Annotated in this window: 7 protein-coding genes; 6 read left to right on the top strand and 1 reads right to left on the bottom strand. The window is 50.4% G+C overall.

Features of this window, described 5'->3' with window-relative positions:
* The first annotated feature begins 1 nt into the window (after position 1).
* From SHEWMR4_RS14475 to SHEWMR4_RS14450, 6 genes are all read left to right on the top strand, one after another.
* Positions 2 to 2,515 (top strand): glycogen/starch/alpha-glucan phosphorylase, encoded by a 2,514-nt coding sequence (locus tag SHEWMR4_RS14475; RefSeq protein WP_011623507.1) that lies wholly within the window; start codon positions 2 to 4, stop codon positions 2,513 to 2,515.
* A 118-nt stretch (positions 2,516 to 2,633) separates the two neighbouring features.
* Positions 2,634 to 3,896: a glucose-1-phosphate adenylyltransferase gene (gene glgC, locus SHEWMR4_RS14470; RefSeq protein ID WP_011623506.1), complete on the top strand. Its 1,263-nt coding sequence runs from the start codon at positions 2,634 to 2,636 to the stop codon at positions 3,894 to 3,896.
* A 67-nt stretch (positions 3,897 to 3,963) separates the two neighbouring features.
* Positions 3,964 to 5,553 carry a glycogen/starch synthase gene (locus tag SHEWMR4_RS14465; RefSeq protein WP_011623505.1) on the top strand — a complete coding sequence of 530 codons (1,590 nt, stop codon included), beginning with the start codon at positions 3,964 to 3,966 and terminating at the stop codon, positions 5,551 to 5,553.
* A gap of 110 nt (positions 5,554 to 5,663) precedes the next feature.
* Positions 5,664 to 8,693 carry an EAL domain-containing protein gene (locus SHEWMR4_RS14460; protein ID WP_011623504.1) on the top strand — a complete coding sequence of 1,010 codons (3,030 nt, stop codon included), beginning with the start codon at positions 5,664 to 5,666 and terminating at the stop codon, positions 8,691 to 8,693.
* A 195-nt stretch (positions 8,694 to 8,888) separates the two neighbouring features.
* Positions 8,889 to 10,274 carry a DEAD/DEAH box helicase gene (locus SHEWMR4_RS14455; RefSeq protein ID WP_011623503.1) on the top strand — a complete coding sequence of 462 codons (1,386 nt, stop codon included), beginning with the start codon at positions 8,889 to 8,891 and terminating at the stop codon, positions 10,272 to 10,274.
* 123 nt (positions 10,275 to 10,397) lie between these two features.
* Positions 10,398 to 11,501 (top strand): CobW family GTP-binding protein, encoded by a 1,104-nt coding sequence (locus tag SHEWMR4_RS14450; RefSeq protein ID WP_011626804.1) that lies wholly within the window; start codon positions 10,398 to 10,400, stop codon positions 11,499 to 11,501.
* Positions 11,502 to 11,579: 78 nt separating this feature from the next.
* On the opposite strand, the gene SHEWMR4_RS14445 is transcribed toward SHEWMR4_RS14450, so the two are convergent.
* Positions 11,580 to 12,356, bottom strand: a complete 777-nt coding sequence (locus tag SHEWMR4_RS14445) for a substrate-binding periplasmic protein (RefSeq protein WP_011623501.1) — start codon at positions 12,354 to 12,356, stop codon at positions 11,580 to 11,582.
* Positions 12,357 to 12,607: the final 251 nt, after the last annotated feature.

The following is a 12,607-nucleotide window of genomic DNA, read 5'->3' as shown; positions in this document are numbered from 1 at the left end:
TATGAGTCATAACAGTGAGCTGAGCCCAAATACCAGCGGCGTTCCCCCAAAAAAACGTGCCACTAAGGCCGCGCCGAGTCAGCCAAAAGCGACACTCGACCCCTGCGAGCCCTGTGATGCCCTGCCCGCGACCTTTAATCGCCATGTGCGTTACGGTTTAAGCCGCGGCGAAGTGGCTCACGGTGAGTTATTTCAAGCGCTGGCACTCAGCGTTAAAGAACAAATGTTGGATGAGTGGCGTGAGACGCGGATAAAAGATAGCTGCTATGACAACAAGCAAGTGGCCTACTTATCGCTGGAGTTTCTCATGGGCAGGGCATTAGGTAATGCCTTGTTAAATTTAGATTTAGAGCAAGACAGCCGCGAGGCGCTTAGCCAATATTCCGTGTCTCTTGAGGAGCTTGAAGAGGCCGAACACGACGCAGGGTTAGGCAATGGTGGCCTTGGGCGACTCGCCGCGTGTTTTCTCGATAGCTGCGCCAGCATGGATTTATCCGTCACGGGTTATGGCATTCGTTACGAATACGGCATGTTCGCCCAGAAGATAGTCGATGGCTATCAGGTGGAGCGCCCAGATCGCTGGCTGCGGGAGGGCAACCCCTGGGAGGTACGCGTTCCGCACCATAATGTGACGGTAAAGTTCTTCGGTCACACCGAATCCTATGTCGATAAACAAGGGCGCAGACACATGATTTGGGTCGACACTCAAGATGTGCTCGCCGTGGCCTATGACATGCCCGTGCCCGGTTATCGCAATGGCCGGGTGAATAGCCTCAGACTCTGGAAAGCCGAAGCGACGGATGACTTTGATTTAGCAGAGTTTAACCAAGGGGATTACACAGAGGCGGTGGCGTGCAAGAACCTCGCTGAACAAATCACTATGGTGCTGTACCCCAACGATGCTAGCGAAAACGGTAAAGAGCTGCGGTTGCGTCAGCAGTACTTTTTGTCCTCCGCCAGCCTGCAGGCAATTTTAAAACGTTGGGTGCATCACCACGGTCATGACTTCAGCGATTTTGCCGCGAAAAATGTGATCCAACTGAATGACACTCACCCCAGCATTGCCGTCCCCGAATTAATGCGGCTGCTGGTGGATGAATATGGCCTCGAATGGGACGCCGCCTGGGCGATTACCAGCCAGACTATGGCCTATACCAATCACACATTGTTGCCCGAGGCGTTAGAGCGCTGGCCCGTGCGTATGATGGCGCTGATGTTGCCGCGAATTTTAGAAATCATCTATGAAATCAACGCCAGATACCTAGATTTAGTTGCCCACCACTGGCCGGGAGATGGCGCCAAACTGGCCAGCATGTCGATCATTCAAGATGGCCCCGATCCCCATGTGCGCATGGCGTACCTAGCCATAGTGGCGAGCTTTTCAGTAAACGGTGTGGCGGCGCTACATACCCAGTTATTAAAGTCGGGCCTGTTTAAGGATTTTTATAGCCTGTGGCCAGAGAAGTTTAACAATCGCACCAATGGCGTGACCCCAAGACGTTGGTTAGCCCACTGCAATCCCGCTCTCGCCAAACTGTTAACTAGCCATTTAGGCAAGGGCTGGGTGACGGATTTAAGCCAGTTGACGGCGCTCAATGCCTTAACCCAGGACGCTAGCTTTATTCAAAAGTGGCGTGAGGTGAAACAAGCCAACAAGGTGCAACTCGCCAAGATGATCGCCAAGGAATGTGGCGTCGAGTTTGACCCTGCAATGCTGTTTGATGTGCAGGTTAAACGGATCCACGAGTACAAGCGTCAGTTACTTAATATTCTGCATGTGATCCATCTCTACCATCAAATCCAGCAGGGGCACACAGAGCACCTAGTGCCACGCTGCGTGCTGATCGGTGGTAAGGCGGCGCCCGGTTATTTTATGGCGAAGCTCATCATCAAACTCGCCAGTAATGTCGCCCATATGGTCAATTGCGATCCTGTGGTGGCGCCTTATCTTCGCTTTGCGTTTCTGCCGAATTACAACGTCAGTGCCATGGAAAAAATCTGCCCCGGCACCGACGTCTCCGAACAAATCTCCACCGCGGGTAAGGAGGCCTCGGGTACGGGCAATATGAAGTTCATGATGAATGGCGCACTCACCATAGGCACCTTGGATGGCGCCAATATCGAGATGCTCGAAGAGGTGGGCGAGGATAACTTTTTCCTCTTTGGCCTCAACGCCGAGCAAGTGACCCAGATGCGCTGTGATTACCAACCGCAGCGGATTATCGCCGAGTCTCACGCCTTATCCGAAGTCATGGCCTTACTCAAGAGCGGCCATTTTAACCTGCTGGAACCGGGGATTTTCGATCCCATTATTGCCTCGATTGAAAGCGCGGATGATCAGTGGATGACGGCGGCGGATTTCGACAGTTATCGCCTCGCCCAAGAGGCTGTGGCTAAGGCCTATAAAGATCCGAAAAAGTGGACGCAAATGAGTATTCGCAACACGGCGGCCAGTGGTCGCTTCTCCAGTGATGTGACGATTGCTGGCTATAGAGATGATATTTGGAAACTGTAACGGAGAGGTTAATGAGCAAAGGAATGCGCTGTTGTATGCAATCCTGCGGCCTAAGGGCGGCAGGGAAGAGTCGTTGTGAAGCAATCGGCACTGATGTGCTATTTGGGGAGTAGAGCCTATGTCTAATGTACGTTATATCAGTAATTTAACTCGTGAAACCTATGCATTGATTCTGGCTGGTGGCCGAGGCTCGCGTTTACATGAACTCACTGACTGGCGCGCTAAACCCGCGCTGTATTTCGGTGGCAAGTTTAGGATCATCGATTTTCCGCTGTCGAATTGCATTAACTCGGGGATCCGCCGTGTTGGGGTGGTGACCCAATATAAGTCGCACTCGTTAATTCGCCACGTGATGCGTGGTTGGGGCCACTTTAAAAAGGAATTAGGTGAGTCGGTGGAAATTCTACCCGCCTCACAACGTTACTCTGAGAATTGGTATCAGGGCACGGCCGACGCGGTATTCCAAAATATCGACATCATCCGCCATGAGCTGCCTAAGTACGTGATGGTACTCTCGGGTGACCATGTTTATCGCATGGATTACGCTGGCTTACTCGCCGCCCATGCCGAATCCGGCGCCGATATGACAGTCTCCTGCCTCGAGGTGCCCGTGGCCGAAGCGGCGGGCGCATTTGGGGTGATGGAAGTCGATGACGAGATGCGCATCCTAGGATTTGAAGAAAAACCTAAGCATCCTAAACACTCCCCTGGCAACCCTGAGAAGTGCCTCGCCTCGATGGGCAACTATGTGTTTAACACTGAATTTTTGTTCGATCAGTTGAAGAAAGACGCGCAAAACGCCAATTCCGATCGCGATTTTGGCAAAGATATTATTCCCTCGATCATCGAAAAACATAAAGTGTTTGCCTATCCCTTTAAGAGCGCCTTCCCCAACGAGCAAGCCTACTGGCGCGATGTGGGCACCTTGGATTCCTTCTGGCAGGCCAATATGGAATTGCTATCGCCCACGCCCGCCTTAAACCTCTACGATGCCAAGTGGCCGATTTGGACCTATCAGGAGCAATTACCTCCCGCTAAGTTTGTGTTCGACGATGACGATAGACGCGGCATGGCGGTGGATTCGATTATATCCGGCGGCTGTATTATCTCGGGGGCGACCGTGCGCCGCAGTGTATTGTTTAACGAGGTGCGGGTTTGTTCCTACTCAGTGGTTGAGGATTCGGTTGTGCTGCCCGATGTGGTGGTGCTACGCCACTGTAAGATTAAAAACGCCATCATCGACAGGGGCTGCATCATCCCCGAAGGCACAGTGATTGGTTATAACCACGACCATGACAGGGCAAAGGGCTTTAGGGTGTCCGAGAAGGGCATCACCTTAGTCACCCGCGATATGTTAGGGCTGCCCGTGGGCTATGAGTAAGGCCAAGCCGGTAATTGGCTTGAATATTAACCCTGTTGGAGTATGAAGTTAGGTGAAACGCATATTAATGGTCGCGGCGGAAAATGGGGCGCTGAAAGGGGCGAAAGTCGGCGGGATGGCGGATGTGATCCGTGACTTGCCCCAAGCCCTCGCGGGTGTTGAGATCCAAGCCGATGTAATTATGCCAAGCTACGGATTTTTAACGAGCCTTGGGGCCAAACTTATCCATGAGTTTGAGGTGAGTTTTGCCGGGCGACTGGAGCCGATTAAGTTGTATTGGCTGGCGCACCCCAAGGTGCAGGGCGCCAATATTTATTTGCTTGAGCATGGGCTGTGGCAATCCAGTCCCGGGCAGATTTATAGCCAAGGCTCGAGTGACCGCCCCTTTGCCGATGATGCGACTAAGTTTGCGCTGTTGTGTGCAAGCGTAGCCAAAGCCTTAGTGGCGGGGCTTGTGCCTATGCCTCAGCTTTTACATCTGCACGACTGGCACACGGGATGTTTAGCCATGCTGCGGGCGCTGGCGCCCGAGTATCAAGCATTGCAAAGCATAGAATGTGTGTTTTCGATTCATAATCTTGCGCTGCAGGGGATAAGGCCGCTGAGCCATGATACCTCAAGCTTGGCGGCTTGGTTTCCTCACTTATTCGCCCAGTTGGATGAGGGCCAACGCGCCCTGATTATCGACCCCCGTTATCCCCATTGCATCAATCCGATGCGGATGGGGATTGCACTGGCGGGTAAGGTGCATCTCGTCTCACCCACCTACGCCAAGGAGGTGTTGCTTCCGTCTCGCCCCGAGCTGGGGTTCTTCGGTGGTGAAGGCTTAGAGACGGATTTACAACGCAAAGCCGAGCAGGGGCGGGTGCTTGGTATTTTAAATGGTTGCGAATACCCAGAGGCTTTAGCGCAAACCTCCCTCGAACGTATGGGATTAACCGAGTTTAGGGAACTACTGAGTTGCATCGAGTCGGCCCTAGTACAGTGGCTGGGCGGGCGACGTCAGGTCAGTGGCGTCGATATGATTGCCTTTACGCGGCTGCAAGCCTTGTGGCGTCAGGCCTCTGCGGGGGAGTTTCCGGACTTTCTGTTGACCTCGGTTGGCCGGCTTACCGATCAAAAGGTGCTGATCCTGCGCCATATTTTGCCTTCTGGCTTATCGGTATTAGAGACATTGCTTCAACAGCTGCAGCAAACGCAGCCTAAGGCACTGTTTGTACTGCTTGGCAGTGGCGACCCTGAAATAGGGCAATTTTTTCAAACCCTTGCGGCTAAGTATGCCCATTTTGTATTTCTGCAGGGATACCATGAGGAGCTCTCTCAGAGTCTTTACCAACAGGGTGACTTGTTCCTGATGCCAAGCTCCTTCGAACCCTGTGGTATTAGCCAAATGCTTGCTATGCGTAGCGGTCAGCCTTGCCTAGTACATGGCGTTGGTGGGCTAAAGGATACGGTCGAGGATAATGTCGATGGCTTTGTTTTTTATGGCGAAGATATCAGGCATCAGGGCGAGGCCTTGCTGGAAAAACTGGCCGAAGCGCTAATAAAATTTGACGGCAGTGACTGGATGCAATTAAAGCGTGAGGCGAAGGCGCGGTGCTTCGATTGGCATGGTATAGCTCGCGATTACAAGAAACAATTCTATAACATTTTGTGAGTTATCCCTTGTAATTAGAGCATGATTTGTAAGCAATTCTGCTACACTTGTGAGGGATAGTTTTCGTAAGATAAACCGTTGCCTCATTTTTTGGAGTTGCTTCCACATTCATGGATAAAAGCATTTTTTTACCCTTAGTACAAAATGCGGCGTTATTGCTCGCTCTCGTGTTTTTATACGATGCGATTCCTAAAAAGCATCAGCGGCAGTATTTTCTGCTGTGGCGGCTGGGAATAGGATTACTCATAGGTGGCATAGGCGTCACGATTATGAGTACCCCATGGATGTACGAGCCCGGCATTATCTTCGACACTCGCTCTGTGCTCTTATGTGTTACCGGCCTCTTTTTTGGTGGTTTGCCCACTGTGGTGGCGGTGATTATCACAGGGGCTTATCGATACAGCATTGGTGGCGCCGCCATGTGGGTTGGTCTGGCTGTGATCATCTCCTCAGGCTTGATTGGGGTGATATGGCGCCAATACCGTAAGTCCTATCTTGCCAATATTTCGGGCAGAGAAATCTTCAGTTTTGCCTTTGTGGTGCACATAGTGATGTTGCTGTGGTTTTTCCTGCTGCCGAGCCATGTTGCCATCCCCGTGCTGCAAAAAATTATGTTGCCCGTGTTAACCATTTACCCCCTTGCAACTTGGCTACTTAGCCGTTTGCTCTCCCGCCGTTTTGAACTTGAGCGTGACGAGCAGATCCGTTTACAGGATGATTTTTTGTTCCGCAGCCAATTTAATGTTGGCAACATTGGGATTGCCATTACTGGCGTCGACCAAAAGTGGATCAAGGTAAATCCAAGGCTGTGCCAAATGCTGAAGTACTCAGAGGATGAGTTGCTGCATATGACCTGGAAACAGCTCACCCATCCCGATGATATAGAGGCCGATATCGTCAAATTTGAACTTATGCTTGCGGGTAAAATTGATAACTATGAGATGGATAAACGCTTTATCGCCAAGGATAGCGCCATTGTTTATACCCATATGACGGTGGCCTGTAAGCGCGCGAACCATCAGGTGTTATTGGTGATTGCGGGCTACTTGGATGTCACGGCGCAAACCCTAGCCGATAGGGAAGTGCTCGCCAGCCGTGAACAACTTGAGCTGGTATTGAGCAGTAGTGATCTGGGGGTATGGGACTGGGATATCCGCAATGATCATATCGAGCGTAACGCCCGAAGCGCCGATATTTTAGGTTGTGACATCGATATGCTTAACGCCAATAGTCGCCAATGGATGGACTCGATTGTGCCCGAGGACAGGCCCAAGGTGCTGCACTCTATCGAAGCCCATATTCGCGGGGAAACGCCGCAACATAAGATGGAATATCGGTTAAAAACCCTCAACCGTGATATTCGTTGGATTTTAGATACCGGCAAAGTCGTGAGTCGCGATACCAATAACAATGCCTTGAGAATGTGCGGTACCTATACCGATATTACCGAAGCTAAGCTGATTGAAGAATCCTTAAAGCTCTCAGCATTGGTCTATGACAACAGTTCTGAAGCCATGAGTGTGCTTGATGAAACGGGCGTTATTATCACAGTCAACGCCGCCTTTACCGAGATCACTGGTTATAGTGAATCGGAAATTCGCGGCCAGCATATTCGCATGCTTTATTGCGATCTCAACGGCCATGGTTTTTATACCGAGATGAATAATGAAATCCGCGAAAAAGGCGAGTGGCAGGGGGAAATGCGCCAACGACGTAAGAACAATGAAGAGTACGTTATTTGGCTGACCATCAACACCATTAACGATAAAGATGGCCAACCCTATCGCCGCGTGGCGCTGTTTTCCGATATCACAGATAAAAAGCAGAGTGAGCATCTGATTTGGAAGCAGGCTAACTATGACACGCTCACTGGTTTACCGAATCGGCGGATGCTGCTCGAATATTTGGGGGCGGAAATCAGGAGCGCCGACCGCAATCGTAATCATTTTGCCTTGATGTTCCTCGATTTGGATTACTTTAAAGAGGTGAATGACACCCTAGGCCACGCCATGGGGGACCTGTTGCTGATAGAAACCGCCAATCGCTTAAAGTCCTGTGTGCGGGATGCCGATGTGGTGGCGCGGCTCGGCGGCGATGAATTTACCGTAGTGCTCAGCGCTATGGCGGATCATAAGGGTATTGAGCGGGTAGCTGAGCACATTTTAAGGCGCATTTCCGAGCCCTATGTGCTGGGTGAGGAGACCGCCTATATCAGCGCCAGTATCGGGATAACTCTGTATCCCGATGATGCAACCAGCATTGAAGGTTTGCTCAAACATGCGGATCAGGCCATGTATGCGGCTAAAGATCAGGGGCGTAATCGTTTCAACTACTTCACGCCTTCGATGCAGGAATATGCAAAGTATCGGATGCGCTTAATCCAAGATTTACGCCAAGCCGTTGTTAACAAAGAGTTTGAGTTGCATTATCAACCTATAGTGACTATGGGGACTGGTGAGGTCCTTAAGGCCGAAGCGCTTTTACGTTGGTTCCACCCCGAACGTGGGCAGGTTTCTCCAGCTGAGTTTATACCCGTTGCCGAAGATACTGGGCTGATTGTCGAGATTGGCAATTGGGTTTTCGAGCAGGCGGCGCGCCAGAGCGCACAATGGCGTAAAACCCTTGGGGTCGAGATCCAGATCAGCGTTAACAAGTCGCCTATTCAGTTTCGCGATGAGGGCACGCTGCTGCACAATTGGCTGGAGTTACTGCAGGAATTGGATGTGACAGGCACAGGCGTGTGCGTCGAAATTACCGAAGGACTCTTACTCGATGCCAGTATGGGCGTGACCGAAAAGCTTCTTGCCTATCGGGATGCGGGCGTACAAGTTTCTCTAGACGACTTTGGCACTGGCTATTCATCACTGGCGTATTTGAAAAAATTCGATATCGACTATTTGAAAATCGATCAATCTTTTACCCGTCATATCGACACGGATGAAAGCGACCAAACCCTGTGTGAGGCGATTATCGTTATGGCCCATAAGTTAGGAATGAAAGTGATTGCCGAAGGGGTTGAAACCGAGGCGCAGCGCCAAGTGTTGCTTAATGCGGGCTGTGACTATGGCCAAGGCTATTTATTCTCTAAACCTGTGAGTGCGGCTGAGTTTACAAGCCAGTATTTGCTCAAAGAGGCTTAGTTGATCACCTGTTTCGCAACAGTCTTTCGTTTGTGCCTATAAATGCAGCGCAAATTTTGCTAGACTCCGCGGCCCAGTTTAAGGGCATGATGCAGAAATCAACAATCTTGAAGAAGATGGTAAATCATCTCTTCGATTCTTCTCTTTTCTGCTGCACATTTAGCAAATCCTATCGACTAATACCTAAGAGTTCCTATGAAATTTGACACACTCGGCTTATCTTCCCCCATTTTGAATGCGATAGCTGAGTGTGGCTATCAGCAACTCACGCAAGTGCAGCAGCAAGTGATCCCCTTAGCTCTCGAGGGGAAAGACATTATGGCCTGTGCCCAAACGGGAACGGGTAAAACCGCTTCTTTTGCATTACCCGTACTCGAGCAACTGTCAAAGCAGCCTAGCGATAAACCCTTGTTGCGTGCTTTAGTGATGACGCCTACTCGTGAACTGGCGATTCAAGTGTGCGCTAATATTCAAAAATATAGTCAGTTCCTCCCCCTGAAAACCTTAGCGGTTTATGGCGGCGCGAACATGAATCCCCAGCGTAAAGGGGTGGAGCAGGGCGTTGATATCCTCGTCGCGACACCGGGACGACTCTTCGACATTATTGGTCAGTTCAATTTAGATCTGTCCACAGTGACCACCTTAGTGATCGACGAAGCGGATCGTATGCTCGATTTAGGCTTTGTGCGCGACATTGAAAAGGTGAAGCGTCTTATTGCGACGGAACATCAAACCATGTTGTTTTCAGCCACCTACAGCGATGCGGTCAAGCAACTTTCCCATAAGATGCTCAATCAACCCGAGTGGGTTAACGTGGCCGAAAATGCCACTGCATCCACCGTTGAGCAGTTGGTCTATCGAGTCGATAAACGCCGCAAGGCCGAATTATTGTCAGAGCTTGTCGGGCGCAACAATTGGCGTCAGGTGCTGGTGTTTGCCAGCACTAAGGAATGCGCCGAGCATCTATTGCAGGAACTCACTCTCGATGGGATCAGTGCGGGCGTGTTCCACGGGGATAAAACCCAAGGCGCGCGTAATCGCGTGCTCGATGATTTTAAAGCGGGCAAATTGCGAGTGCTGGTGGCGACCGATGTGGCGGCGCGCGGCTTAGATATTCAGGCGCTGCCCTTAGTGATTAACCTCGAATTGCCATTCCTTGCGGAAGACTATGTTCACCGTATTGGCCGTACTGGCCGCGCGGGACTCTCGGGCCGCGCGATATCATTTGTGTCCCCCGCCGATGATGAGATGCTAGCCGAGATTGAAGCCTTAATCGGCCAAACTTTGCCGGTCACAGTGCAGCCTGGTTATGAAGAAGGCACGCCGCTGCCTGCGCGTTACCGTGAGGCGCCGACGGCAACCACTAAGACCGCTAAGTGGAATTACAAGAGCAGTCGCAATACGGGGGCTAAAGGCGCGGGCGGCAATGGCACTAAAGCTAATGGCGCGCGGGGCAAGAGCGGCTTTGGCGGCAACGCCGGATTTGGTCAATCGAGCGAAAGCCAAGCGCGGGCGCGTAAATCGCCAGCCCGTGAAGGTAAATACGCTAAAAATAAGCCGAATACTCAAAAGGGTAAATAATCCCTCTGTATCGGTTTATCCATTCATCAGCGCGCCTAAGGCGCGCTTTTTGTTGAGCTTTAAAGGGATAATCCCTACACTCGAGTGCCCTCAATTCTGTTTGTTGCCATGAGAGTGTCGTCCATGATAGTCAAAGCTATTCCCACCAATATCATCACAGGCTTTTTAGGCGTAGGTAAAACCAGCCTCATTAAACAGCTCCTTAAGACCAAACCTGAAGGCGAAACCTGGGCAGTATTAGTGAATGAGTTTGGCGAAGTCGGGATTGATGCTGGGTTGATGGATGCCAGCAACAGCGGCGTGCAAATTCGTGAGGTGGCGGGGGGCTGCATGTGCTGCGCCGCGGGCGTACCGACTCAAGTCGCCATTAATCAACTGATCGCCCGTGCTAAGCCAGACAGATTGCTGATTGAGCCGACGGGGCTTGGGCATCCCAACGAGATTATCAAAGTACTCAGTGCGCCCCATTATCAAAATGTGATTAGTTTGCGGAGCACTTTATGCCTTATCGATGCCCGAAAATTGCGTGATGAACGTTACCGTGGGCACGATAATTTTATCCAGCAGTTGCACGTTGCCGATGTGATAGTCACCACCAAAACCGATTTATACCCTGAGTTTGAAGCGGCGCAGGGTGGACAATTAGCTGAAGAGTTAACCCAATATCTCAATGAGTTACAGCTGAGTGATACCTCAGTGATGGAGCATAGTGCGTTACAGGGAATATCCACATCCTTACTCGAGTCTCTCAAGCTTCCAAGGCGTCAAGCCACTAAGGCATCGGGCAGTCAGTCCGCAGTTTTTAAGCCCGTAAACTCGTCTTCGAGTCTCTTGCGTCATACCGCCGACACTCTTGGCCTACAGGGGATTTTTGCCGAGAGCGCGAGCGAGCAGGGATTTAGGTTCGATGCGCGCGGCCTAGTGCGTAAACACAATCAGGGCGAAGGCTGCTTTAGCTGTGGTTGGGTATTTGAGCCTATGCAAGAATTTGATTTTGATAAACTCATGCAGTTTATCTCGGCGCAGACTCAAGGCCATTCTGCACTTTTGCGGTTAAAGGCTGTGATGATCACCAGCGATGGTATTGCGGGGATCAATTGGAGCGATGGTGACATGGCGCTGACAGAACTAGACGATAGCCTAGACTCGCGCTTAGAAATGATTGCGACCCAAGAGATAAATTGGGATGAGGTTGAGCAGGGGTTAATTGGCTGCTTAGTGGCTTAGTCTAACGTGATGGGTTAAGCATCAAGCTCACTACATCATTTAAGATCTTAAGTTAAGAGGCCTAGGCAAGAACTGACGTTAGTTGGTGAGCTGAGTGTCGGGAATCGATACCCCGTGGACTCTGGCTAGGTTTGCCAGTTCTCCCGTCTTGACCATGTCCTGTAGAAAGAGGTCAAAACTTTCCTGAAGCGGTTGAAATTGTGAGTATTTGGGAAAAGCCATAAAACCATCTAGGGTATCAATTGTTGGCAAAATTGGTGCTATGGCCTGTGGGATCTTGATTTGAGCAAGCACCGCTTGAGTGTTACGAACATTGCTTGCGAGTAGGTCGAGATCGCCACGGGATAGGCGCTCTATACCACTCTTTAGATCGGTAAATTCATTGATAGTGAATGTTTTTGTGCGTTCGTTAAACAGATAACCATAGCTCCATCCTTGTACCTTACCAATTCGTAGTCCATGGATGCTGGCATAGTTGCCATCCCAAGGCGTGGGATTGTTGGTTCTGGCATAAAAGACAATGTCATCGCGGTAAAAGGCGATGGACGAAAAGGCTAAGACCTTTTGCCGGGCCTCGGAAATATAGGGGCCAATCAGAATTTCCGCTTGCCCTCGTTCGACCATAGATTGTGCGCGGCGCCAGGGCGCGATTTGATAGTGAATGGTTACTTTTTGCTGTTCGGCAAAACGATTCAGAATATCCACACCTAAACCGCTGTATTCCCCATTGGCCTTTTGTTCAAAAATCTGGCTAAAAGTAGTGCCTACAGCAAGCAGTTCCTCCGCCTTCGCCGAAGGGCAGAGGCTCATGAGGATAAAAAGGCTGTAACAAATAAGCACTTTTTTAAATGCCATTGACGGTTCCTTTATGACTACTATAGGAATTTAGTTCAATTTTGAGGCGGTGAGTTATTAAACATTCTTTTTCCGCAATCTTGGCAAATTGTACACCGATTTTTATTCTTATTCGCAGCTTGCAAAGAGAGCTTATGGGATAAGAGTGTTCCTTTAAATGGAAGATAACCGAATAAATTAATTAGTGTTTTGCTAGTTTTTTAATCTGGCTCTACCTGTTTCAATTTGTATCTTGGCAATTCAAAACATGG

The sequence above is a fragment of the Shewanella sp. MR-4 genome (assembly GCF_000014685.1).
In the GTDB taxonomy this organism is placed as follows: Bacteria; Pseudomonadota; Gammaproteobacteria; order Enterobacterales; family Shewanellaceae; genus Shewanella.
The sequence above is the reverse complement of the archived record's forward strand: the minus strand, read 5'-3'. Positions and strand labels throughout refer to the sequence as shown.

What these genes read in the sequence shown, in the direction of transcription:
- SHEWMR4_RS14445 (WP_011623501.1), bottom strand. Translation starts at nt 12,356, where the DNA reads ATGGCATTTAAAAAAGTGCTTATTTGTTACAGCCTTTTTATCCTCATG.
- SHEWMR4_RS14475 (WP_011623507.1), top strand. Translation starts at nt 2, where the DNA reads ATGAGTCATAACAGTGAGCTGAGCCCAAATACCAGCGGCGTTCCCCCA.
- SHEWMR4_RS14450 (WP_011626804.1), top strand. Translation starts at nt 10,398, where the DNA reads ATGATAGTCAAAGCTATTCCCACCAATATCATCACAGGCTTTTTAGGC.
- glgC (WP_011623506.1), top strand. Translation starts at nt 2,634, where the DNA reads ATGTCTAATGTACGTTATATCAGTAATTTAACTCGTGAAACCTATGCA.
- SHEWMR4_RS14455 (WP_011623503.1), top strand. Translation starts at nt 8,889, where the DNA reads ATGAAATTTGACACACTCGGCTTATCTTCCCCCATTTTGAATGCGATA.
- SHEWMR4_RS14460 (WP_011623504.1), top strand. Translation starts at nt 5,664, where the DNA reads ATGGATAAAAGCATTTTTTTACCCTTAGTACAAAATGCGGCGTTATTG.
- SHEWMR4_RS14465 (WP_011623505.1), top strand. Translation starts at nt 3,964, where the DNA reads ATGGTCGCGGCGGAAAATGGGGCGCTGAAAGGGGCGAAAGTCGGCGGG.